Genomic DNA, 23,168 nt, shown 5'->3' with positions numbered 1-23,168 from the left:
GGCTGTCAAGTTGCATATTCGAATTCTCTTCGCGCATCTCGTGCTTTTGCATTGAGAATGACCAGGAGTTTTCGGGCGAGTGCGATGCGGATGACCATTTTCGGTTTGCCGGCGCTTTGCAACCTCTGCCTGAAAGCAGCCAGGTGCGGATCGTGTCTGGCCGCAGTGGCGGCAACGACGAACAGGATGCCTCGCGGTCCGGAGCGTCCGCCGCGCACCGGCCGGTGTCCGCTGCGCTTGCCGCTGTCGTTGGCAATCGGCGCCAGGCCGGCCAGCTTGGCGATCGCCTTGTTGGAGATCCGGCCGATCTCGGGAAGCTCGGCCATCAGCCGGGCGACCGTGCGATCGGCCACGCCCTTGACCGAGCGGAAGGCCTGGCCGAGGCAGGCCCAGAGCGGATCGTCGTCGATCATCGAGGCGATCTCCCCTTCGAGGGTACGGCTCTGGCGCATCAAAAGCGCGATCACCTCGTCGAGGCTTTCCACGATCGCCCTATCGGCGGCCGCGCTGCGGCGCTGCTTTTGAACGGTCAGGTCACGCGTGACCTGGGACAGCCGCGTCATCAGCGCCGACAGCCGCAACTGCGCGGCTTTCGGCGGCGGAAGGGCCGACAGCCGCCTGGCTTCGGCGTAGTGGGCAATCATCGCCGCATCGATGCGGTCGGTCTTTTCCAGAAAGCCCATGGCCTCGGCAAAGCGGCGAACATGGCGCGGATTGGCAAGCGCGCAGGCGATCCCCATCTCCCACAACAACAGGAAGGCCGTCCGCTCATAGCCGCCGGAAGCCTCCATGACGACGAGCTCGACATTCCCGGCCCGGCAAAGATCGGCCAGCGCGCCGATGCCGGTGGCGTCATTGCGGAAACGTTCAAACGTCCCGGACGGGCGGATATGCGCATCCAGCCAGTCCTTCGAAACATCCACTCCACATATAACTCTGTTCACGGTAACCTGCCTTGTGCGTGCGATTGGAGCCAAGCGACTATTCGGTCGTACGTGACGATGACGAAGATCCCAGGCTCATTCACGGTTGTAACCGGAGGGAGGGCGGGCGACTTCGTCACGCCTCTGGCCGGGTGGCCACCCGGCCAGAGGCGCAATCGCTTCCATCGCACAAAATCTCTAACGTGCAGATACAAGGGATGGAGAGGGCAGTGACCGGCATTGAACGGTTCGCCGCGCGGCTTTCCTTCGCTCATCTCTGCGCCTCACGCATTCAACGATGCCTACTCTTCCCAAGAAACCCCAGACAGCACATTGGACGGAATCGGTTCGTTCTCCCACAGCCCCTTCAGCTTCCTGTCCCAGACGCCGAGCTTCGGCATGACGAAAAGGTAGAGCGCCGGCACGTCCTCGGCGAGGATCTTCTGCGCTTGCCCGTAGATCGCATTCTGCGCAGCCGGATCCGTGGTCTCCTGGACTTTCTTCATCAGCGCGTTGAAATCAGGGTTCTTGTAGTTGAAGTAATAGGGATCGCGCGCGTAGATATCGATGTCGAGCGGCTCGGCATGGGCCACGATGGTCATGTCGAAGTTGCGGTCCTTCATGATGTCCTGGACCCATTTCGCCGGAAATTCCGTTGGCTCGATATTCATCGTCACGCCGATCTCGGCCAGCATCGCCTGCATCACCTCGGCACTGCGTGGCGCATAAGCCATCTGCGGCGTCTTGATGGTGAAGGTGAAGCCGTTGGGATAGCCGGCCTCGGCAAGCAGCGCCTTGGCCTTCTCGACGTTGTAGGGAAGCACGCCGGTCATATCCTGATAGCCCGGATCGTTCGGCGTGTAGTGGCTGCCGATCGGCGTGCCGAGGCCGGACCAGGCGCCGTCGATCACCGTCTTGCGGTCGATCGCCATCATCAGCGCCTGGCGAACGCGCTTGTCGTCGAAAGGCTTCTTGGCGTTGTTCATGCCGGCAACGACCTTGAGTTCGGTATTGCCGATTCTGGTGACGAGCCTGGCATCGCTGTCGAAGGAACTCATCAGCTCGGGTGCCGCAAATTCCGGAAACGCATCGAGATCGCCGGCTTTCAGGGCTGCGGCCTGCGCCTGCGGATCGGCGATGAAGCGGAAGGTCACCTTGTCGAGCTTGGCGGCCGCGTCCTTGTTCCAGTAATCGGCATTTCTTTCGAGTTCGACCTTGTCGCCCTTCGCCCAGCCCGCGAATTTGAACGGGCCGGTGCCGATCGGCGTCACCTTATCCTCAGCCGCCGTCTTCGGCCCGACCATCACCGAGGCCGGCCAGCCGAGCCAGTAAATCAGGCTGCCGGTCGGCGCCGAGAGGTGCAGCACCAGCGTTTCGGCGTCGCGCGTGTCGATGGAGGCGATCGAGGCGAAGAAGCGTTTCTGCGGATTGACCGAATCCGGTCCGCGAGCGCGGTCGAGCGAAAATTTGGCGACGGCGGCATCGAAGGCTTCGCCGTCATGGAATCTGACGCCGCTCTGCAGCTTGAACGTATAGGTCAGCCCGTCCGGTGAAATCTCCCAGCTTTTCGCCAGCTGCGGCTGAACCTTGCCGGCCTGGTCGATCCTCACGAGGCCCTCGAACACGTTCTGCCAGGTCACCTGGCCGATCGCGACCGGTGCCGCGATCGTCGGATCGAGTCCGGTCGGCTCGACGCTCATGCCGAGATTGAGAGTGGTCTTCGCCGCTTCGGCCGGCGCCATCGCCGCCATCACGAGTCCCGCCGAAAGCACGGCACTGAGGGAAAGCTGCCGGGCGAAGCGCGCCGAAGGCACGAAGGAAAGCTTGATCATCATATTCCTGTCTGGCCGCGCACGGGCGAAGGCCTTCATCAATAGGCTGCGGCTACGACGTGCACACATTATGATAATTTTCTGCGCTCCGTGTAGCTAAAAAAGCTACACCGCAAATCCGCCGAAAATGCAAGGGCAGGCGCTAGGCTTTGGTCTGCAACCGGCGGCCCGTACGGTCGCGCATGAAATCTTCGATGAAATCGACCAGTGTTGCCACCGCGAAAGACAGTTGCCGGTCCGGCGCGACGCAGAGATCGACATGGGTGCGGATGCCGGTCTTGCCGGCAAGCGGGATGGCACGCAGCTGGCCGGCTTCGATTTCGCGGCGAACGGCAAGCGCCGGCAGCAACGTGACGGCGGCGCCGCTGAGCACGAGCTCCTTTAGCATCTCGATCGAGCTCGTGACGAAGACGGGATCGAGGTCCAGCCCCTCCTTTTCGACCAGCGCATCGAAGGCCTGGCGGAAGCCGAAGGAATGCTCGGGCAGCGCCAACGGGTAGTCTGCAAGCTTTCTCAGGCTGATATCGACTTGCGCGGCGGCCGGATGCTGTGGCGTGACGATCAGATCATAGGCGATCTCGGAACGCAGCCGGATCTTGGTGCCCGACATGACGGGCGCAAACAGCGTCACGGCGATATCCGCCTCGGCGCTGCTGACGGCGTCGACCGCCTGCCGTGCGCTGGTGATCGTCACCTTGAAGCGCAGCTTTGGATATTGCAGGCTGAATTCGGCAAGCGCCGGCGCCAGCAGATTGGTGACGGTGGCGCCATTGGCATAGATGCTGACATGGCCGTGTTGCAGCCCCTTCAGATCTTCGATCAGCTGCTGGACGTGATCGAGTTCGCGCAGCGTCCGCCCGGCCCGTGCGGCAAGCAGCTCACCGGCGGCCGTCAGCTTGACGCCGCGCGAGCTGCGCTCGACGAGCGGCGCGCCGAAATGAGATTCCAGATTTTCGATCTGCCGGCTGATCGCCGTCGGCGCGACGTTGAGGTTCTCGGCGGCCTGGCGCATCGAATTGGTCCTGACCAACTCGTCGAAATACATCAGCGCCCGGATCTGCATTCACGTCTCTCCGCCATTCGGCCTTTTTGTTCCAGGTGCGACCCTATCCAATCAACCGGCGTTCGGGTAGCGGTCGCGCCATGCCTTTTGCGCGCCTTCGGCGGCAAGGGCGACTGCCTCATAGACGCCGCGGGCGACCGCCCGCGCCATGACGACAGCGGCAAGATGACAAAGCTCCATCAGACTTGCCATATCGTCTCTCCGGTGCCTGGCCGTCGACGCGGCAAAGACCGTGTCGCCGTCAAGCGGCAGGTGCGCTGGCAGCAGCGCCCGGGCAAGGCCGTCATGGCCGGCGAGCGAAAGCCGATGCGCTTCGGCCTTGGTCAGCTGTGCGTCGGTCACCACCGCGCCGATCGTCGTCGCGGGCGCACTCATCCCTTTGAGCCGCATCCGATGGTCGACTGCTGCAGGCATGCCGAGGCCGCCGAATTCGCCGTTCTTTTCGAAGGGCGCCGCCCAGAAATGCGGTCCGTCGCCGATCGTTGCCGAACCGAGCGCATTGACGGCGACGATCGCTGCCACACGATGCCCGGCGCTGCTGACGGCGCTTGCCGAGCCGAGCCCGCCCTTGAAGGTTGCCGTCGTGGCCCCGGTGCCGGCGCCGGCGGTGCCGAGCGCGAATGCGCCCTTGGCGGCCGCCTTCAATGCCGCATAGCCCATGTCGCGATAGGGGGCGTGAAGGCCCCAATCCTTATTGCTGCCGTTCAGCAGGTCCATCAGGATCGCCTGCGGCACGATCGGGATCCTGACCGGCCCGACTGCAAAACCGCGGCCGGCTTCGCGCAAGCCGGATTGCACGCCGCCTGCGGCATCCAGCCCGAAGGCGGAGCCGCCCGAAAGCACGAAGGCATCGACGGCGCTGACGGTCATGGATGGGTCGAGCAGGCTCGTGTCGCGCCCGCCGGGCGCGCCCCCGAGCACCGTGCCGGATGCGACGGCCGGTTCGTCGAAGACGATAACCGTGACGCCGGAACCGAGCGCAAGGTCGGTCGCATGGCCGACGGAAACACCTTCGATGTCCGTGAGCAGATTGAGAAGATCGGGCAAGGGCTGATCCTAGTGGCGCTGATCCGGCCGATAGGACTGCAATTGCCCTCAAAAAACAAGACCGGCCCCTGTGGCAGGACCGGTCACATCGGAAAAGCCGCGACAGTCGGCGGCGGCCGCATGCCGTCAGGCATGAAGCGGCTTCGGATGACGGCGGGTCATCAGGTCGTGAATCGCCAGCCGCACCTCATCGGGCGAGCCGAACCGCTGTTCGTCGAGGTCGTGCACGTGGAATTTCACGGCGATGAACTTCAGCCGGTCTTCATCCGGAATGACGATCCCGACGGGGACGCCTGCATATTCGATAACTTGCTTCTTCATAGATAGAACTCCTGCCGCGCGAAATGCGCAGCCATGGCGAATTGACTTGTCTGGTACCGTTGAAAGGAGGACGAACGTCACATTCGACAGTTCGGGCGGGAGAGGGCGCCCGGACGGTCATTGCCAAGCACGGATCGCCCAAGGACAGTGGCGAGAATATCGATGTCTATCATGTCTCGTTCCTTGTGTTGGCGTTGCGCTTGCTAGGCCCCGGCATGACCCGGGACCGGTGAAGGCTGTCTTCAATATCTACTAACTTAGTAGAGATTACCCGATAGCCTGTCGGAAACATATTCCGAAACGTGTCAAAATATCGACGATCCGAAAAAATTAATTCCGCACTATCTGAACTTACGGAAAGAAACATATCAGCTCTTCGTAAAATTCGCGTGACAGAATCGCAATCGATCGATCATCGCAGCAGACATAGGAAGCCCGTCCGATTCAGGCAATGGGCCGCATCATTAAAAATCGAAGTGCCGCGAAATGACCGATTTGGTTAACGCTGAAAACCCTGTGTCACCAGCCTTCTTCGAGCACCTTTTCCAGCATGTCGGCGAAGAAATCCGCGTTTTCGATGCTGAGGCAGAGCGGCGGTTTGATCTTCAGCACATTTTGGTGATCGCCCGTCGGCTGCATGATCACGCCGAGTTCGAGAAGCCGGTCGCAGATCGCTGCGGTTTCTTCCGTCGCCGGCTCCAGCGTCGTTCTGTCGCGCACGAATTCAAGGCCGAGATAAAGTCCCATGCCATGGACGGCGCCGGCGATCGGATGGCGGTCGATCAGCGCGGCAAGCCGCGCCTTCAGATGATCGCCGACCGTTCGGGCGTTTTCCTGCAGCTTTTCCTCGGCCATGATGTCGAGCACCGTCATGCCGGCAATGCAGCTGACCGGGCTGCCGCCGGTCGAGGAAAAGAAAGAGCCCTCTTTCTCCAGCGACTCCGCAATCTCGCGCGTGGTGATGACGGCGCCGAGCGGATGGCCGTTGCCGATGCCCTTGGCGATGGTGATGATGTCGGGCACCACCCCCTGCTGCTCGAAGCCCCAGAAATAATGGCCGAGCCTGGCGCAACCGACTTGCACTTCGTCGGCGATGCAAAGCCCGCCGCGGCCGCGCACCTGCGCATAGACATCCCTGAGGTAACCGTCCGGCAGCGGGATGCCACCGGCATTGCCATAGACCGATTCGCAGATGAAACCCGCCAGGCCCTCGCCGCCGGCGTCGATCGCCTCCAGCACCGGCGTTATCGCATGCAGATAGCTCGCCGCCGTATCGGGACCACGGAACGCGCCGCGATAGGTGTTCGGCGAAACGACGGCATGCACCCAGTCGGGCCGGGTGGTCAGAGCTTGCGGATTGTCTGCGATCGAGGTGGAGACGGCATCGCTCGCCGCCGACCAGCCGTGATAGGCTTCGAGCAGGCAGAGCATGTCCCGGGCGCCGCTATGGGCCTGCGCCAGCCGGATCGCCAGATCGTTCGCCTCCGAGCCGCTGTTGACGAGGAAGACCGTGTCGAGTCCGTCCGGCGCAAGGGCGGCGAGACGTTCGGAAAATTCCGTGATCGCGGCATAGTGAAAGCGTGAATTGGTGTTCAGCCGCAGCCACTGGGAATTGATCGCCGCCGAGAGCCTGGGGTGGCCATGGCCGAGGATGGTGACGTTGTTGACCATGTCGAGATAGGCGCGGCCCTCGACATCGAACAGATATTCTTTCCAGCCGCGCTCGATCTGCGGCGGTGTTGCGTAATAGTTTTTCTGCGCGCCCGCGAGGTGCGCCTGGCGCCTGGCCAGCAGCTTATCGGTTTCCGGCTGCGGCGCATCGGCGTCCCTGCCGAGAAGCAGCGAAGGCGAAGGGCAGAGCCCCGACCAGGCCGCAGCTTCACGCGGTGTGGCAAAGAGCGGTGGTTCGAGCCCCGCGATGCTGCTGAGCTGGACACGCAGCCCGCCGAGCGATGGAGATTCCCCGAAAACCGCGCCGAGCGCATCGCCGGCGGCGACCTCCGCCCCATCCTCGACCGCAGCGTCGAGCCCGTCGAGATGCAGCGTCATATTTTCGCTGGTCAAGGTCAGGTGCTGCTCCTTCCAGCCGATACGGCCGGCAAAGGGGGCGGCAACCGCGCTTCCGGCGGCAAGGCATATATCGACATGCAGGGCGCAGGTCGCCTCCGCCTTCGTGCTTCTCAAACCGGCGCGGGACAGCCGGTATTCGCCGTAGCGGGTTGCGGCTGCGCCGTTCTCGGTCGCGGCGCGGGCGAGCAGCCGCCAGTCCATATCGGCGTTCAGCCAGTTGCCGGCCGAAAAATGCGGGCTCTGCACCCCGAGGTCGACATAGGCGATGCCGTCGGGATCGATATCGGGCAGCAGAGGCTGCCATTCCGACGCTTGCGGAGCGGCGGTCTCGGCGCCCGCCGCCTTGAGGATCGCCGCTTCCATCAGTTCGAAGGGAACCGACATTGCCGTATCGAAGATCGCCCGCTCATGGTCGAGGTTGCCGCGGACATAATCATTGTCGGGATCGAGCGAAATCTGCTGCTCGCTGCTTGCGACCAGAATGACCGCGCGGGCGACGACCAGCGGCCACAGCGCCTTCAGTTCGTCCTCGCTCAGCGGATAGATCGCCTGATAGGCGGTGACGGCGGGCAGGATATGAAAAGGGTCGCCGTCCGCCTGATGCAGCAGCGAAGCGCAGGTGACGGCGAGATCGCCGACCAGCCAGCCGCGGATGATGTCGCCGAAATCGATCACCCCGTCGGGAATCGTGTGGCCGCGGGCGTTGCGATGGCCGACGACATTGTCGCCGGTGACGTCGTGATGCACGGCCTGCAGCCGAAGCGACGGCGCCAAGGGCTGGATGCGGCGAACGGCCATCACCATGGTCTTGGCGATCCGGTCGCGCGCGGCGCTGTCGGTGATGGCTGAAAGCAGCTGCACGGCGACCGGCCCGGCACGCCGGAGATCCCATTGCAGGCTGCGATCGAGGCCGGGATGGCTGAAATCGGCAAGCGCCTGCGCCAGCCGCGCGCAGAGCGCGCCCAATGCCGCAACGGAAGCCGGGGCCACATATGTCAGTCCCGTCAGGCCCTGGCCTTCCAGATATTCCAGCAGCCGGACCTGATAATCCCGCTCGCGCAGCGTGATGGCAACGATCTCCTGCCCGTCACTGGCAGGGATCACATCGGGAACGCGCGGCGCGTTTTCCTTGCTCCTGAGGTGATGGATCGCGGCATTCTGCGCTTCGAGTTCGCGGGCCTCGTAGGCGGCGTGGCAGATTTTCAGGACGTAGCGGCCGCTCGCGGTATCGACGCGGTAGTTCCGATCCTGCTGGCTGCCGAGCTCGGCAGCCACGCCGGAGAGGCCGTAATGGGTAAGGAGGATCTCTTCCGCGTCCGCGACGCTAACGTCGGGACGCGGCAGCGCCATGCGATCAACAAGCACCTCGTCGGTCATGGCACCCCTCCCGCAGCATGATTCGATGATCTGTTGGCGAGATAATCAAATACTTACTGCTGGGAGGCAACGGCAGATCGCCGTCCACGAACAAAAGAGATGCAGGTCCCTGCCTTCACTCAACCCATGCGTTCGGAGGCATAGCTTCCGGGGCTGGCCGGGAAGACGACGGTGCGGTTGCCGTTGATGAAGGTGCGGTGGTGGATATGGGCGTGGATGGCCCGGGCCAGCACCTGGCTTTCGACATCGCGGCCGATCGAGACATAATCGTCGGGCGACTGCGCATGGGTGATGCGCGCCGTATCCTGCTCGATGATCGGGCCTTCGTCGAGATCGGCGGTGACGTAATGGGCGGTGGCGCCGATCAGCTTGACGCCGCGCTGATAGGCCTGCTTGTAGGGGTTGGCGCCCTTGAAGGACGGCAGGAAGGAGTGGTGGATGTTGATGATCTTGCCCGACATCTGCTTGCAGAGCTGATCGGAGAGAACCTGCATGTAGCGGGCGAGCACGATGAGCTCGGTGCCCGTCTGGTTGACGAGATCGACGAGCTGGGCTTCGGCCTGCGGCTTGTTCTCCTTGGTCACCTTGATGTGGTGGAAGGGAATGTCGTGATTGACCACGACCTTCTGGTAGTCGAAATGGTTTGAGACGACGCCGACGATGTCAATCGGCAGCGCGCCGATCTTCCAGCGATAGAGCAGGTCGTTGAGACAATGGCCGAAGCGCGACACCATCAGGAGCACCTTCATGCGCGTCTCGCTGTCGTGGAATTCGTAGTCCATCTCGAAGGGCGCGGCGACTGCGGCAAAATCGGCGCTGATCGCAGAGCCGGACAGGCCCTCTTCCGAAATGAAGCTGACGCGCATGAAAAACTTGCCGGTGTCGAGATCGTCGAATTGCGAGCTGTCGATGATGTTGCAGCCCTTCTCGGCCAGATAGCTCGAAATCGCTGCCACGATGCCGCGCGTCGATTTGCAGGATACCGTCAATACATAGTTTGTCATGTCTCTCCCTCTTCCCTCTTGAAGGCCGCCGCCGTGCTTAGATCAAAGCCCCGGCCGCGAATAGGTCGGCGCACTTTCATTCATGCGACAAATTGCAAGAGAAACCATCACGTTTCTGCAAGTTCTCTCATTGCCAGGCCTGCAGCTTAGAAGAACTTGCGCGAAAAACTGTGCCGCCAGCGCCGCCTGCATGCGTATTCTCGCCTTCGATGCGAAAGTCAGGCGGGTGGACGGCCCGCCACGGCCACTTTCCGGCGGGGCGTGGTGATTTCGTGGATGATGGCGCCGCCGATCGATGAAAGCACGAGCGAGAAGATCACGAAGAGCACCGGCTGCTGCAGGATGCCGATCGGCAGGCGGTCGGCGACGACCCTCAGGAAAGCCAGCGTGAAGGCGTGGGTGATATAGATGCTGTAGGAGCAGTCGCCGAGATAATTCAGCCATCCCAGAATCGGCAGCCGGGAAAAGTCGATGGAAACCGCGCCGTAGATGATGAAGATCGCCGGGATCCCCCAGGCGTAGAACCGGCTCTCCGGCGGCATCAGCGCTTCGTTGACGAAGAGGAACGCAAAGCCGGTGGCGAGTGCGGCCCACGCCCAGCGGTTCGGCAGGAGGATCTTCTGCCCGTAAAGCCGGCCGAGCACGACACCGGCGAGAAATTCCAGCATGATCGGCTCGCCGTAGAACCGCGTGGCCGTCGTTTCCGGCAGCAGCCGGCAGGCAATCAGAATCACGGCAAAGATGGCAAACATCGCCGGAATCCGGCGTGCTTCCGAAAGCGGCAGCAAGAGCGCAAACACGAAATAGAAGAACATCTCGTAATTCAGCGTCCAGCCCGGCACGACGACCGGTGTGATCGTGCCGGGATCGGCGGCATTGGCCCAGGGCAGGAAGAACAGCGAGGCGACGAGATGCGGAAGATCGAACACCGTCGACTTCAGGAGTGACGGCGCCACCAGCGCCACAACAGCCGAAAACAATGTCGCCAGCCAATAGAGGGGCACGATCCGTCTGATGCGGCGGCGGGCGAAATCGACGGGGCTCATGGCGCGCCCGCTCGTCGTCAGCCACATCACGAAACCGCTGAGGACGAAGAAGATGTCGACGCCGGTTTCACCATAGAGAAAGGCCGTGGCATCGACGGCGGGATTGACTTTGGCAAGCTGCAATATCGCATGGAAATAGACGACCATCAGCGCTGCAATGGCGCGCAGATACTGAAGCTGGACAAGCATCGAGCGTCTTGCTCCCAGAGCATGATGCCGAAAAGTGTGGGCGGTTTTCGGACGATATCATGCTCTATTTCTTTGATTTAGAACAAGATTCAGATTTTAGGCCGATCTGGCCTAAAATCATCCTGTTCTAGGGCTCGCGGCCGCCGGTCCCTACCGTGCTGCTGCGGTCAACTCTCTACATCTGCCGCACGACCCTGCCGGATGCGCGGGCTGTCGTGGAAGCGCATATATCCGACGACGAACCAGAGGAGGCCAGCAATCTTCATCGAGAAAACAGCGGTCCCCCCGATCATCATATTCAGAAAAATGAAAAGAGAAAGTGAATGGGCGCAACGCCGCTGCGCCGCCGTGCGGCCGGCGGGAAACAGGCAAACGAACAGCCACAAGGCGATGACGCCGAAGATCGTCGCTGCGTAGATCAGGTAGACGTAGCCGCTGTCGGCGAATTCGGCGACCCGGTCGACAGAAAGGCCGAGTACGGCGAGCGGATCGAGCTCCATGATCTTCTTCATCGTCAGGTTGATGCGGCCGGTGAAATTGTCGCCCGTCGCATTGGGTTTCATGGTGTAGACGAGGAATCCCGCCGCGACGATCAGCGGCATCAGCGCCAGATTGAAATTTCTCGGTATTTTCGGAAAGACGAAATAGCCGACAATGCAGGCAAAACAGAAGATCAGCATCGTGCGCGTATCGTTCGTCACCAGGATCAGCACCGCCGTAGTTATGAACAGCAGCCGATCCCAGCGGCTTATTCTTTCCCACATGGAGATCAGATAGATTGCGATCACGCCGCAGAAGTTGGCGAGCGACACCTGCTCGAGGAAGATCGATGACGAGCGGTGGTCGATGATGCCGAAGGAGAAGCGCTCGGGAAAACCGAGCGCGTTCTGGAACAGGCCTGTCGTGTTGTAGCTCAGCGGCAGCAATCCGCGCGTATTGGCGAAATAATCGGACGGATGCACGATGCTGACATAGAAGGGCACACTGACGATCTCGAAGATCAGGAAGATCAGCACGACGAGGCTTGCCCAACGGAAGGCAAGCTTCATCGTTTTCTCGTTGCTCCAGCCACCGAGGCCGGAAAAGCAGAAGATGATCAGCACATTGCGGAAATGATCGACGAAGGGCACGCGGTTGAGCACGCTGACATAGAGGGTCACCACGAGCGTGAACAGCAGGAACAGAAAGGCCGGCAGATCCGTCTCATAGATCCCCTTGTGAAGGATATAGATGATGGCGCTTGCCAGGATCAGCCCTTCGCTGGCGGCGACATGCGTCATCGACAGCGGCATGATGTTGTGGTTGATGAAGGCGAGAATGCCGTTGTAGAGCATGGAGAGCAGGCCGAGCCAGAGCACCATATGATCGACGCGCGCCGCTTCGCCGGCTGCCTCGAGCCGGCTGCCTGTTATAGTGAAGGCCGCAGCCTTGTGGTCGCTGACGGCCATGCTCAGTTCCCCACTGCCTTGACGGCGGTACACGCGGAGCCGGCTTTGGCCTTCGCCGCTTCGGCGAGAAGCCGCATCTGCGGCCGTTCGGCCTCGCCCTTGCGCGGCTGGACGTTGAAAGGTTCGTTTGCCGGCCACCATTCGCCCGCCGCCCAATAGGACCAGCCGAGCCACACGTCGCTGTTGCCTGACATGGTGGCATAGATTTCCTTCAGCCCGCTCATGCAGTCCTTGTCGGTGGAGGCGCCGAATTCTCCGAGAAAGCCGCGCTTGTGGTTCCGCTTCAGCCAGGCGGTGACCCCGGCGATTGCTTCGACCGCGCCATCCCTACCTTCACAGGTCGGATGCGTTCCGGAGGAATCGACGTCGAGATATTGGTGGACCTCGTAAGCGTAGAAGTCGAGCGGATCGCGCACGCCGAGCATGACACTGCCGTTGGCGCCGCCAATCACATCCTTTTCCCAGCTGTGAGCCCCGCTCCATGCGGTGCCCGGCACGAGGATGAGGTTGCGCGCGCCCACCGCACGGATGCTCCGGATCGCTGCATTGGCGGCATCAAGCCAATCCGTCGCCTTGATATCGTGCGGCTCGTTCATCAGGCCGAAGAGGATGCCTTCCTGGCTGGCAAATTCGACGGCGAGCCTCGCCCAGAAATTCGCAAATGCCGCATTCGTCGCCGGCGCCGTGCCGACCTGCGTCTTGTCGTAGTAGCCGAAATTGTGCGGGTCGAGCAGAACGGCCATGCCGTGCTTGCGGACCAGTCCGACGGTATCCTTCAGCCGCTTGAGTTCGTCATCGTCGAGCCGCCCGCCGAGCGCGGGCTGCAGCCGCTCCCAGCGAAAGGGCAGGCGGATGATCGTCATGCCCTGCCTGGCGAAATAGGCGATCGTGTCTTCGGTGGGATAGGTATAGTTCGTGCCGTAAATACCGCCGCGTTCGCCATATTCGCCGCCGGAAAGATTGATGCCGCGATAACAGGGGCCGCCGGCCGCAAGCGCCGGGGCGGGGCCGAGAGCGGCCGCAAGCAGCAGCGCCATCAGATGTCGTATCGTCCTCATGGCCGTCCCTCGCAGCAGCAGCAAATGCAACATCAGCGTCGCGGCCGATATTTTAACGGTCCGTTAGCTAAGAATTTCTAAAGTCTCGGCCACCTCGGCTTCAGTCTTTCACGCTGGGCGGGACACGAGTGCGCGTATGAACCAGTATGACAGGAACAGGGTAAGCCGGCTTCCAGGCTGGCGCAGTTATGAGTCGTCTCAGACTGCGCCGGAAGGCCTGCGCATGCGCAGCCCTGTCGTGCGCCCGGATGATTTCGCCCGTCCCGCACCTGAGCCCGCCATGGCCCCTGTCGTGCCGCCGGCAACCATTGCGGAAAGCCGCCAATACGAGCGTTCCGCGCCTCAGCCTGCCAGACAGCCCATCCCCGATGCGCCGTCGAACGCGGCGCCCGTGGCTGCCGGCCCGCTCATCGATCTCCGCTCCAGCATCGCCGCGATCTGGAGCCGGCGGCTGGTGGTGCTCGGCCTGGCGCTTCTCGGAGCCGTTGGCGGCGCGGTGGTGGCGCCGCGCATCGCGCAGAAATATACTGCCGTCAGCAGCCTCTATTTCGACCCGCGCCAGATCGGCCTTGCCGATGCCGGCGCGCAATCCTCGGGCCCTTCGCCGGAAATGATCTCGGCGCTGATCGACAGCCAGGTGCAGATCCTGACTTCGGGCAACGTCCTGCGCCGCGTCGTCTACGCGCTGAGACTCGACCAGGATCCCGAATTCACCGGCGGCAGGTCGGATGGCGCCGCCGTGATCGGCACGCTGCAGAAGGCGCTTGTCATCACCCGCGAGGCCAGCACCTATGTCGTCTCGCTTGCCGCGACGACGAACGACCCGGAGAAATCGGCAAGGCTCGCCAACCAGGTCGTCACCTCCTTCACCGAGGAGGAGAACAGCGCCTCGAACGGCCTCTACGAAAATACCTCCTCGACGCTCGATGGCCGCCTCAACGATCTGCGCCAGAAAGTGCTGGAGGCCGAGCAGGCTGTCGAAACCTTCCGCGCCGACAATGACATGGCCGCGACCGAGGGTAACCTGATCTCCGATCAGCGGCTCGCCTCTTTGAACACGCTGCTGGTGACGGCCCAGGAAAAGACCATCCAGGCCAAAGCCCGTGCCGATGCCGTCGCCGATCTCCGCGTCGAGGATATCGTCGCCGGCAACCAGGCGGAGGGCGGCGTGACATCGCCGCTCGTCAGCCTGCGTCAGCAATATGCCACCCAGGCCGCTGCCGTCGGCAGCCTCGAAAGCCAGATGGGCACGCGCCATCCGCGTCTGCAGGCGGCCCGGTCTTCGCTCCAAAGCATATCGGGCGAAATCAAGGGTGAATTGCAGCGCCTCGCCACGTCGGCAAGGGGCGAATACGAGCAGGCCAAGGCCGCCGAAGACAGCGTCGCCAAAGAGCTTGCCGTTCAGAAGGCGCTGCAGGCGACGACGTCGGACAAGCAGGTGGAATTGAACGAATTGCAGCGCAAGGCGACCGCGGCGCGCGATATCTACGAGACGGTGCTGAAGCGCTCCAGCCAGACGAGCGAGGAACAGAGCCTCAGCCAAAGCAACATCCGCGTCATCTCGCCGGCCGAGCCGCCCGTCAAGGCCGACGGCCCGGGCAAGACGATCCTGCTCATCGCAGGCATCATCGGCGGTCTGCTGGCCGGTTTTTTCCTCGGCGCGGGCTTTGCCATTCTCGCCGGCCTCTTCGCCCATCCCGTCATCAGAAGTTATTTCAGGAAATCGCCGGCCGCGTCGGCTTGATCGCGGGCGCCGATCCTCCTACATCCGCAAAAGCGGCTTATCGCCGGCAGGAGAGCGTCCCATGCGGCTGTTGATGATGTTTCTGATATCGCTCGGCGTCGTGTCCAGCCTCTCCCCGGCATCCGCCTTTGCCGTCGACTGGACGAAATCCGTCACCTCAGACGTTCAACCCCTCTACCCTTATAAGGGCCTTCCCGGCGTCAAGGCGCAGCCGGACAAGAAGGAAGAGGAATCCTACAATTGCCGCACTGAAACCGTCCAGATCCGCCGCCGCTACGACGAGATCTTCCGCTCCGGCGGCATGCCGACCCTGATGTACGTCTGCGAGCGCAACGGCTTCATCTCCATGGGCGGCAAGGTTCCGCTGCGCGGCCATTATCAGCCGGTGCGGTAGGCGCTTGAGCTGGTTGGCAAAGCCCCTAGATGCGACTGCCGGAAACGTTCCGCCGGAAGCTCCATCTTGAGATAGTCGAAGCCCGCATTTGCTTGCGATCGATCGACGACCGAATATTTGACCATGTCCATTTCTTCGGTGCGCCGCAACGGCAGGCTTTCGGCGGCTGCAAAGCCCAGCCGCCTGTAAAGGCCGATCGCCTTCTCATTATGGGAGAAGACCTGCAACTCGGCGGTTTCGATCTCAAGTCCGGAAAACATCCATTCCAGCAAAGTCATGCCGCAATGGAACATCAGGTTGCGGGTGTCGCTCGCCCGGCCGCGAATGACATTGTCAAATTCGGCCGCGCCGGGCCGGATGTTGCAGACACCGAAATTGCCGAACCGGTTTCCTCGGGGATCGCAAATGACGAACAGGATTCGGTCGGCGGCGGGCAGGGAAATGTTTTCGAGCCAGCTCCGTGTGCGCTCCTCAGTGGCGGTAAACTGCGTGAGGAAGAACGCCATCGACTGGTTTCGCCACGTCGTCAGGTCCTCGATCAGCCCGGGTTCGTCGAGCATCGACCTGTCGATGCATCGCAGGTCGCCCACATGCTGGCCGGTATCGTTTCTGATAGGCAAGCGGAGCCGTTTGCTCGGATCCCTATTTTCCTTCAGGCCGACGATATCGGTCCGCGTCATGGGCGATCCACACCTGTTCTTCCGGTTACGCCTTGCGGCAGACGCAATAGCCGCCTGGCGAAGAAGATAGAACGAGCTTGCCGTTGAGAACCGGATCGACTTCGAAGCGGTCAGTTTCGGTCAGATAGTCCGTAACCGCCTGCAGCGGCTCGTTGCCGCGCAGCCAGACCTTGGAACGCTTGGTGAATGCCTGCTCTTCGGTGAGGTGGCCGATGAGGGTGTCGGCGACGACGAGGTAGCAGCCTTCAGTCACGAGCGGGCCGTAAGCACGGCATTCCGCCAGGACATGCTCGTAGGAATGGTCGCTGTCGAGCACCACCATCACGCGCGCGCCCGGCGGGATCTCGGCCTTGACGGCGGCGAGTACGTCGTCGTCGACGGAACCGCCCTGAATCATCTTGATCCGGTTCGACATAGGATGAGATTCGATCGATTCGCGATTGTGGGCGCGGATGTCGATGTCGACGCCGATGACCTTGGCCTTGTCGTTGCCGATGGCGGCGAGAATCGACGCCATGAAGATCAACGAGCCGCCGCGCGCGACGCCGGTTTCGATGATGACATCCGGCTTCGTCGCCCAGATGACTTCCTGGGTCGCGAGGATATCGGCCGGCAGTTGGATAATCGGGACGCCCATCCATGACCAGAGATAGAAATAATCGAACTTGTCGAGCCCGATCAGCGTGTTGAGCGATTGCTGGAAGCTCGCTTCGTCCCTGCCGAGCGCCAGTGACATTTCCCGCTTGTGGGCTTCGAATTCGAGACGATCGTCCTTCGTGGTCATGACTATTCTTTGTCCTTCACTCTATAGCTGTCTTAGGCCGGCTGCTGCAACGCCGTGCTGTTGTGGTAGGTTCGCCCGGCAGCCAGATCGATCAGTGTTGCCGCCACCCGGTCGATATCGGCTTCGCTCATGTCGTGATAGCTCGGCAGGTTGATCGCGCGCCCGGGAATGTTCCAGGCGTTCACGTTCTCGGGCCGGTCCTCGAACATGGAGAGGCTGGAAAGGGGATAGAAGAAGACGCGCGCGTCGATATTAGCGGCCTCGAAGGCCTGCTGCATCATCTCGCGGGTAATGCCCGTAGACGGATGAAAAACTGCGGTCGGCATCCACGCGCCGTTGATCGTGCCGCTGTATTCCGGGTTCATCGAGATGCCGGGCAGGCTGGAAAGCCGGACCATGTAGGCGGCGAGGATTTCCCGCTTGCGGGCGACAAGCGCTTCGATGCGCTCAAGCTGCGCGCAGCCGATGGCCGCCTGCATGTTGGACATCTTGTACTTGAAGCCGATCTCGTCGGGCCAGAACTGCTTGGTCTGGCCGCGCGCGCGGCCGTGATTGCTGAGCGTCAGCACGCGCTCGTAGAGCGCGACGTCGCTGGTAACGAATATGCCGCCTTCGCCTGTCGTCAGTGTCTTGGTCCCGTGGAAGGAGAAGGTGCCGAAGGCGCCCATCGAGCCCGCCCGGCGCCCGTGATAGACGGAGCCGATCGCCTCTGCTGCATCCTCGATGACCGGAATGCCGGTGCGCTTGCCGATCTCGAGCAGAGCATCCATGTCGCAGAGATTGCCGTATATGTGGGTCGCGATGATTGCCTTGGTTTTCGGCGTGATGTGCCGCTCGACCTCGCGCGGATCGATGCACCAGGAATCCGGCAGCACGTCGACGAAGACCGGCTTGGCGCCGAGATGGAAGATCGGCGAGACGGTGGCGACCCAGTTGGTGTCGGCAAGGATCACTTCGTCGCCTTTGCTGACGCCGAGTGCGGCCAGACCCATGTGCATGGCGCCGGTGCAGCTCGATGTCGCAATGGCGAAGTCGCTGCCGAGATAGGTTTTGAAGTCGCGTTCGAAGCGGTTGATGTAGTCGTAACAGCGCGCGCCCCAGCCGGTTGCTGCCGCGTCCGTGGCATAATCGGTTTCAAGCTGGGTGATGGAGGGCTTGGTGTAGAAGATCCTGTTTGTCATGCCGCTATTTCTGTTGAATTGAAGTCAAGACGCAGGCGTTTGCCACGACACTAGTTTTTGAAACTGGTGCCAGGCTCACATGAGAACGTGCCGAGCAATGTCGTGCTCGTGGAACACGAGATTAGGCAGGTAGCCGAGAGCCACGAAATATTCCCGCTCCCTTTCGACGCTGACGAAGACGGCCGTGCTTTCCAGCGGGCTGTCGCTGAGTTCCTTCGTTACCTTCACCTTTTCGCTGAGGCCAAGTTCCCGCATCAGATTTTCGAGCGCGATGATCTCTGCGAAGCCCGCAACAAGCAACGTATCGATTCCGATTGCCGAATTCACCTCGCTGACCAGCGTCTGGATCGCCACCAACAGGGGCAGCCTTTCGCGGAAGGGCCGGATCTCCGGATGGTCAAGCATCCCGCCCCACATCACGCGCGTATAGAGTTCATACGCCTTGATGAAGTTCTTACGCTCGGCCCAGAAGCGAAAGGCGACTGCCATGCGGTTGAGCGCGAAGATCCTGCACATGTCCTCATATTTGAGGCGTGTCTCGGGCGTCAGGTTCAGTGCGCCGCGTCTTACCCCCGTGTAGAGAAAATACTCAAGTCCTCCGCGATACCGATCCCAGCTCGTCATAACGTCATTGGTACCTTCCTGCGGGCGGTCGCGAACGATCGCCGAATTGCCGATGGAGCGATAGAACGGTCGCTGCAGGAAGGCGATTGCGCCTTGATCGAGGAAATGCGCAAGGAACGGGAACGGATAGAAGCAGATGTCGCGCGGAATCCAGGCCGATCGCAGAGCCGAGGCGCGGTAGATCGCGATTTCCGGAAAGATGTGGCGTTCGAATATATAGTGGAAGACTTCGGTAAAGTTGCCTTGCGCAAACTTCCGGTCCTTCTCGACATTGTAGAATTTTGTGATGTCGGTTTTGGCAACTTCGTCATAGAGGAACCAAGGCGCATGGGCGCAGCTTACGTCCCGGTTCTCATCGAGATATTTGACGGTTTCGGCCACTGCATCAGCAATCAGTATGTCGTCATCCGCGAGATAAATGAGGTATTCGCCCCTGCCGAGGCGAAGGGCGCTCGTGACGTTGGCGTTGGCACCCGCATTGATTTCACGCTTGTAATAGCGGATCGGTAATCCGTGGCCAATGAACTCTTCGACGACCTGCTGGGTGCCATCGGTGGAGGCGTTGTCGCAGACGACGATCTCGAAGGGAAAGTCGAACTTATAGTCGTTCCGGCAATAGGTCAGCGCGTTTCTGAGATAGGCTTCGCGATTGTACGTCGGGATGCAAACGCTGAGTTTGATGCGGCTCAAAGGCTGATCTCTTGGCTGTAGCTTTCAAACGCGGCGTCGCGCTCGCTGATGACGCTCGGCGCAAAAGGCCAGGCGATAGAAAACGCGGAATCGTCCCAGCGGACACCGCGGGCAAGTTCCGGTACATAGGTTGCCGACATCTGGTAGAAGAGTTCGCAATCGTCCTCGAGGGTGAGGAAGCCGTGGGCGCAGCCGGCCGGAATGTAGAAGGCATTGCGCTTTTCGCTATCGAGCTCGACGGCCGCCCATTTAAGAGAGCTCGGCGACTCCCGTCTCAGATCGAGCGCGACATCGAAGACCCGGCCGCGTACGGCCCTCACCAGTTTCGCCTCCGGCTTCGGATCGGCCTGATAATGCATGCCGCGCAGCGTTCCGCGCCTATGGTTCTGCGAGACGTTGCACTGCGGATAGACCGAGGCGAGCCCGTGAGCGGCGAAGCTTTCCGCGCAAAAGGTCCGCGCAAACATCCCGCGGTCGTCGGCGCGTTCCTCGACTTCCACTGCAAAGGCGCCCGAAACCGCGGTCGGCACAAATCTCATCCGAGCACCGTCAACTCAGGCACGGCGACGGCGAAACGGCCGCCCCAACTGCCGACCTTGCTGTTGCCGGCCACCACCTCGTTCTTGATGTTCCAGGGCAGGATCAGCACGTAGTCGGGCTTGGTCTCTTCCATTTTTTCGGGCGCATAGATCGGCAGCTTGCTGCCCGGCAGATAATGTCCCTGCTTATGCGGATTACGATCGACGACATAGTCGATGAGATCGGTGCCGACGCCGCAGAAGTTGAGCAGCGTATTGCCCTTGGCAGCGGCGCCGTAGGCTGCGACGCTCTTGCCGGTCCGCTTGGCTTCGTTGAGGAAGGCGAGCAGCCCTTCCTTGATCGGCGCGACACGGCTCTGGAAGGCTTCGTAGGTTTCCGTCCTGTCGAAGCCGGCCGCTTTTTCATCGGCCCGCACCTTGGCAAGGCCAGGACCGATCGCGTGGGCGGCCGATTCCGCCCGGCAGGCGAGGATGCGCAGGCTGCCGCCATGCGTCGGCAGTTCCTCGACGTCGAACACCTTCAGGCCGTGGGTGGCAAAGACCTTTTCGACGGCGAGCAGCGAGAGATAGTAGAAATGCTCGTGATAGACCGTGTCGAACTGAATACTTTCTATCAGCCGCAGGAGATGCGGAAATTCGACGCTGACGACCCCATCCGGCTTCAGCACGGCCGAAAGCCCGCCGACGAAGTCGTTGATGTCGGGCACATGAGCAAGCACATTGTTGCCGATGACGATGTCGGCGGCGTGACCGCGCGATACGAGATCGGCGGCGGTTGCCTTGCCGAAGAAGCGCGCTTCCGTCGGCACACCGATGCCGCGAGCGACCTCGGCGACGTTTTCCGCTGGCTCGATGCCCAGCACCGGCACGCCGGCCTCGACGAAATGCTTCAGCAGGTAGCCGTCATTGCTCGCCACCTCGATGACTTGTGATGTCGCGCCAAGGCCGAAGCGCTCGCGGGCCATGATGGTGAACCGGCGCGCATGCTCCACCCAGCTGTCGCTGTAGGAGGAGAAATAGGCATAATGGCTGAAGATGTCCTCCGGCGGAACGAAGGCGTCGGCCTGCACCAGCCAGCATTCCGAGCAGACGAAGGCGCGCAGCGGATAGGATGGCTCCGGCTGCGTGAGCTGCTCTGCCGTCAGATAGGCATTGGCGAGCGGGGTCGAGCCGAGGTCGACGAATCGATGCTTCAGCGGTGCGTCGCAAAACCGGCAATTATGCGCTGTCATAATAGTGTTTCCTCATATGCCGCGATCTGGTCGAGCGAGAAGGCGCGCATGTCTTCGCCCTCGCGGTTGGCCTTGTACCAGGCGGCAGTCCAGTCGATGGTCTGTTGCAGGCTGAGGCGCGGCCGCCAGCCAATGGTGTCGAGCGCGAGCGCGGAACTCAGCGTCAGCGCCGGCGCTTCCGGCAGATGTTCGCCCGGCGCAAGCCGCCACACGTCTTCGACGCTATGGGCGCGCCCGAGCGCCTCGGCGAGTTCGGAAACCGTGGCGAAACTTTCGGGATGCGGGCCGAAATTCAGCGCATCCGGCAGATCCTTGCGGCGCTCTACTGTCATCGCTTCGGCGAAGCTGAGATAACCGCCGAGCGGCTCCAGCACATGTTGCCAGGGGCGGATGGCCTCGGGATAGCGCAGCATGATCGGCTCGCCGCCTTCGAAGGCACGAATGAAATCCGGAATCAGCCGGTCCTGTGACCAGTCGCCGCCGCCAATGACATTGCCGGCGCGCACGGTCGCGAGCCTGAGATCGCGCCCCTTGAAGAAACTGTCGCGGTAGCTCTGGCAGACGAGTTCGGTGCAGGCCTTGGAGTTGCTGTAGGGGTCTTTGCCGCCGAGTGTATCGGTTTCGATGAACGGTATGCCGCTGCCATTATTGGCGTAGACCTTGTCCGAGGTGACGACCAGCACCGTCTTGACGGATGGCGTGTGCCGGATCGCGTCGAGAACGTTCGCCGTTCCCATCACGTTGGTTGAGAAGGTTTCTGCCGGGTTCTCATAGGAGCGCCGCACCAGCGCTTGCGCGGCCATATGGATGACGATCTCCGGCTCAAAGCCTTTGAAGAGGTCGAGAAGCGCCGCAGCGTCGCGGATATCGACGATATGGTGGCCGCGATCGTCCCAGGGCGCAAGTTTCCGGTAGAGCGACGGTTCGGTCTCGGGCGCCAGCGAAACCGCCGTCACCTCGGCGCCGAGCCGCTCCAGCCACAGGGAGAGCCAGGATCCCTTGAAGCCGGTATGCCCGGTCAGGAAAATCCGCCGCCCTTTCCAGAAATTCGTCAGGCCCATAGCTTCCAAGGTGCCTTTCCGGAATTCCAGAGTTCTTCCAGGTGAGTGCGCTCGCGAAGCGTGTCCATCGGCTGCCAGAAGCCGTCATGCTTGAAGGCGGCAAGCTGATTGTTGGCGGCAAGCCACTCCAATGGTCCGGCTTCCCAGATCGTGTCGTCGCTCGGGATGAGATCGACCACCGAAGGGTCGAGCACGAAGAAGCCGCCATTGATGCGCTGGCCGTCGCCCCTCGGTTTCTCCACGAAGGAGGTGATGAACTGACCTTCGATATTCGTAGCGCCGTAACGTCCGGGTGGGGTTACCGCACACATCGTCGCCTTCAGGCCATGATCGCGATGGAAGGCGACCTCGGCAGCGATGTCGATGTCGCCGACGCCGTCGCCATAGGTCATGCAGAAGGGTTCGCCTGGTGTCAGATGCTCGCGAATGCGCCCCAGACGACCGCCGGTCATCGAATGCATGCCGGTATCGACCACGGTCACGCGCCAATCCGGTCGTTTGCCGCCGTGATAGTTGATGCTGTTGGCGCCAAGGTCGACGGTGATGTCGCTGTGGTGCAGAACAAGGTTTACGAAGTATTCCTTGATCATGTAGCCCTTGTAGCCGGCGCAGATGATAAAATCATTCAGGCCGTGATGGGCGTAGATGCTCATGATGTGCCAGAGGATCGGCATGCCGCCGATCTCGACCAGGGGCTTGGGCCGCACGCTGGTCTCTTCGGCAAGACGCGAGCCAAGGCCACCGGCGAGAATTACGACTTTCATCCCAAGCGAACTCCAAAGTGTCCAGCAATTGTCACGGCTTCCCGCAGGTTCTCGCCGAGATCCCGACAGGCGGGATGACTCTCTTCGGGCGAAACGG

At 61.7% G+C, this 23,168-nt stretch carries 20 protein-coding genes; 2 read left to right on the top strand and 18 right to left on the bottom strand.

All coding sequences use genetic code 11. The features are described 5' to 3' along the window. Nucleotides 1-5: 5 nt before the first annotated feature. The 10 genes from ATY77_RS06105 to ATY77_RS06060 form a co-directional block, all read right to left on the bottom strand. Nucleotides 6-944 (bottom strand): IS110 family transposase, encoded by a 939-nt coding sequence (locus ATY77_RS06105; protein WP_088686562.1) that lies wholly within the window; start codon nt 942-944, stop codon nt 6-8. A 281-nt stretch (nt 945-1,225) separates the two neighbouring features. Next, nucleotides 1,226-2,755 (bottom strand): ABC transporter substrate-binding protein, encoded by a 1,530-nt coding sequence (locus ATY77_RS06100; protein ID WP_190237590.1) that lies wholly within the window; start codon nt 2,753-2,755, stop codon nt 1,226-1,228. A gap of 142 nt (nt 2,756-2,897) precedes the next feature. Further along, complete coding sequence (locus tag ATY77_RS06095; RefSeq protein WP_088686561.1) at nt 2,898-3,818, bottom strand: LysR family transcriptional regulator; 921 nt, start codon at nt 3,816-3,818, stop codon at nt 2,898-2,900. A 51-nt stretch (nt 3,819-3,869) separates the two neighbouring features. Beyond that, on the bottom strand, nt 3,870-4,865 hold the full coding sequence (locus ATY77_RS06090; protein ID WP_088686560.1) for a P1 family peptidase: 996 nt from the start codon (nt 4,863-4,865) through the stop codon (nt 3,870-3,872). Between the two features lie 126 nt (nt 4,866-4,991). After that, nucleotides 4,992-5,186, bottom strand: a complete 195-nt coding sequence (locus tag ATY77_RS06085; protein ID WP_003544544.1) for a hypothetical protein — start codon at nt 5,184-5,186, stop codon at nt 4,992-4,994. 519 nt (nt 5,187-5,705) lie between these two features. Continuing rightward, nucleotides 5,706-8,633, bottom strand: a complete 2,928-nt coding sequence (locus ATY77_RS06080; protein ID WP_088686559.1) for an aminotransferase — start codon at nt 8,631-8,633, stop codon at nt 5,706-5,708. Nucleotides 8,634-8,752: 119 nt separating this feature from the next. Beyond that, nucleotides 8,753-9,637, bottom strand: a complete 885-nt coding sequence (gene purU, locus ATY77_RS06075) for a formyltetrahydrofolate deformylase (RefSeq protein ID WP_088676492.1) — start codon at nt 9,635-9,637, stop codon at nt 8,753-8,755. A 218-nt stretch (nt 9,638-9,855) separates the two neighbouring features. After that, nucleotides 9,856-10,872 carry an acyltransferase gene (locus tag ATY77_RS06070; protein ID WP_088686558.1) on the bottom strand — a complete coding sequence of 339 codons (1,017 nt, stop codon included), beginning with the start codon at nt 10,870-10,872 and terminating at the stop codon, nt 9,856-9,858. Nucleotides 10,873-11,039: 167 nt separating this feature from the next. Then, nucleotides 11,040-12,320: a hypothetical protein gene (locus ATY77_RS06065; RefSeq protein ID WP_088686557.1), complete on the bottom strand. Its 1,281-nt coding sequence runs from the start codon at nt 12,318-12,320 to the stop codon at nt 11,040-11,042. Between the two features lie 2 nt (nt 12,321-12,322). After that, nucleotides 12,323-13,378, bottom strand: a complete 1,056-nt coding sequence (locus ATY77_RS06060) for a glycoside hydrolase family 5 protein (protein ID WP_088686690.1) — start codon at nt 13,376-13,378, stop codon at nt 12,323-12,325. A gap of 136 nt (nt 13,379-13,514) precedes the next feature. On the opposite strand from ATY77_RS06060, the gene ATY77_RS06055 reads away from it, so the two are divergent. Further along, nucleotides 13,515-15,122, top strand: coding sequence for a GumC family protein (locus tag ATY77_RS06055; protein WP_088686556.1), 1,608 nt, complete (start codon nt 13,515-13,517; stop codon nt 15,120-15,122). Nucleotides 15,123-15,183: 61 nt separating this feature from the next. After that, entirely contained in the window at nt 15,184-15,516 is a 333-nt protein-coding gene (locus ATY77_RS06050; protein WP_088686555.1) for a hypothetical protein, read from the top strand. On the opposite strand, the gene ATY77_RS06045 is transcribed toward ATY77_RS06050, so the two are convergent. The 8 genes from ATY77_RS06045 to rfbF form a co-directional block, all read right to left on the bottom strand. Next, nucleotides 15,501-16,196 carry a GNAT family protein gene (locus tag ATY77_RS06045; RefSeq protein WP_088686554.1) on the bottom strand — a complete coding sequence of 232 codons (696 nt, stop codon included), beginning with the start codon at nt 16,194-16,196 and terminating at the stop codon, nt 15,501-15,503. The two genes, ATY77_RS06050 and ATY77_RS06045, sit on opposite strands and share 16 nt — an antisense overlap. A 25-nt stretch (nt 16,197-16,221) precedes the next feature. Beyond that, nucleotides 16,222-16,980, bottom strand: a complete 759-nt coding sequence (locus ATY77_RS06040) for a CmcI family methyltransferase (protein ID WP_088686553.1) — start codon at nt 16,978-16,980, stop codon at nt 16,222-16,224. A gap of 32 nt (nt 16,981-17,012) precedes the next feature. Continuing rightward, complete coding sequence (locus ATY77_RS06035) at nt 17,013-18,161, bottom strand: DegT/DnrJ/EryC1/StrS family aminotransferase (RefSeq protein WP_088686552.1); 1,149 nt, start codon at nt 18,159-18,161, stop codon at nt 17,013-17,015. A gap of 75 nt (nt 18,162-18,236) precedes the next feature. After that, on the bottom strand, nt 18,237-19,475 hold the full coding sequence (locus tag ATY77_RS06030; RefSeq protein WP_088686551.1) for a glycosyltransferase family 2 protein: 1,239 nt from the start codon (nt 19,473-19,475) through the stop codon (nt 18,237-18,239). Then, nucleotides 19,472-20,014 (bottom strand): dTDP-4-dehydrorhamnose 3,5-epimerase, encoded by a 543-nt coding sequence (rfbC, locus tag ATY77_RS06025; RefSeq protein WP_088686550.1) that lies wholly within the window; start codon nt 20,012-20,014, stop codon nt 19,472-19,474. The genes ATY77_RS06030 and rfbC overlap by 4 nt, the downstream gene beginning before the upstream one ends. Then, complete coding sequence (locus ATY77_RS06020) at nt 20,011-21,246, bottom strand: class I SAM-dependent methyltransferase (protein ID WP_088686549.1); 1,236 nt, start codon at nt 21,244-21,246, stop codon at nt 20,011-20,013. The genes rfbC and ATY77_RS06020 overlap by 4 nt, the downstream gene beginning before the upstream one ends. Beyond that, nucleotides 21,243-22,307, bottom strand: coding sequence for a CDP-glucose 4,6-dehydratase (rfbG, locus tag ATY77_RS06015; protein WP_088686548.1), 1,065 nt, complete (start codon nt 22,305-22,307; stop codon nt 21,243-21,245). Before rfbG ends, ATY77_RS06020 begins: the two co-directional genes overlap by 4 nt. Then, nucleotides 22,298-23,071: a glucose-1-phosphate cytidylyltransferase gene (gene rfbF / locus ATY77_RS06010; protein ID WP_088686547.1), complete on the bottom strand. Its 774-nt coding sequence runs from the start codon at nt 23,069-23,071 to the stop codon at nt 22,298-22,300. Before rfbF ends, rfbG begins: the two co-directional genes overlap by 10 nt. Nucleotides 23,072-23,168: the final 97 nt, after the last annotated feature.

The sequence above is a fragment of the Rhizobium sp. R634 genome (genome assembly GCF_002211305.1).
Classification (GTDB): Bacteria; Pseudomonadota; Alphaproteobacteria; order Rhizobiales; family Rhizobiaceae; genus Rhizobium.
The sequence above is the reverse complement of the archived record's forward strand: the minus strand, read 5'-3'. Positions and strand labels throughout refer to the sequence as shown.

Excerpts from the sequence above, each read along its gene's own strand:
- rfbC (WP_088686550.1), bottom strand. The coding sequence starts at position 20,014 with ATGAGATTTGTGCCGACCGCGGTTTCGGGCGCCTTTGCAGTGGAAGTC.
- ATY77_RS06060 (WP_088686690.1), bottom strand. The coding sequence starts at position 13,378 with ATGAGGACGATACGACATCTGATGGCGCTGCTGCTTGCGGCCGCTCTC.
- ATY77_RS06020 (WP_088686549.1), bottom strand. The coding sequence starts at position 21,246 with ATGACAGCGCATAATTGCCGGTTTTGCGACGCACCGCTGAAGCATCGA.
- ATY77_RS06095 (WP_088686561.1), bottom strand. The coding sequence starts at position 3,818 with ATGCAGATCCGGGCGCTGATGTATTTCGACGAGTTGGTCAGGACCAAT.
- ATY77_RS06065 (WP_088686557.1), bottom strand. The coding sequence starts at position 12,320 with ATGGCCGTCAGCGACCACAAGGCTGCGGCCTTCACTATAACAGGCAGC.
- ATY77_RS06050 (WP_088686555.1), top strand. The coding sequence starts at position 15,184 with ATGCGGCTGTTGATGATGTTTCTGATATCGCTCGGCGTCGTGTCCAGC.
- ATY77_RS06055 (WP_088686556.1), top strand. The coding sequence starts at position 13,515 with ATGAACCAGTATGACAGGAACAGGGTAAGCCGGCTTCCAGGCTGGCGC.
- ATY77_RS06100 (WP_190237590.1), bottom strand. The coding sequence starts at position 2,755 with ATGATCAAGCTTTCCTTCGTGCCTTCGGCGCGCTTCGCCCGGCAGCTT.
- ATY77_RS06070 (WP_088686558.1), bottom strand. The coding sequence starts at position 10,872 with ATGCTTGTCCAGCTTCAGTATCTGCGCGCCATTGCAGCGCTGATGGTC.
- ATY77_RS06080 (WP_088686559.1), bottom strand. The coding sequence starts at position 8,633 with ATGACCGACGAGGTGCTTGTTGATCGCATGGCGCTGCCGCGTCCCGAC.
- rfbG (WP_088686548.1), bottom strand. The coding sequence starts at position 22,307 with ATGGGCCTGACGAATTTCTGGAAAGGGCGGCGGATTTTCCTGACCGGG.
- ATY77_RS06085 (WP_003544544.1), bottom strand. The coding sequence starts at position 5,186 with ATGAAGAAGCAAGTTATCGAATATGCAGGCGTCCCCGTCGGGATCGTC.
- purU (WP_088676492.1), bottom strand. The coding sequence starts at position 9,637 with ATGACAAACTATGTATTGACGGTATCCTGCAAATCGACGCGCGGCATC.
- ATY77_RS06045 (WP_088686554.1), bottom strand. The coding sequence starts at position 16,196 with ATGACGCGGACCGATATCGTCGGCCTGAAGGAAAATAGGGATCCGAGC.
- ATY77_RS06040 (WP_088686553.1), bottom strand. The coding sequence starts at position 16,980 with ATGACCACGAAGGACGATCGTCTCGAATTCGAAGCCCACAAGCGGGAA.
- ATY77_RS06035 (WP_088686552.1), bottom strand. The coding sequence starts at position 18,161 with ATGACAAACAGGATCTTCTACACCAAGCCCTCCATCACCCAGCTTGAA.
- rfbF (WP_088686547.1), bottom strand. The coding sequence starts at position 23,071 with ATGAAAGTCGTAATTCTCGCCGGTGGCCTTGGCTCGCGTCTTGCCGAA.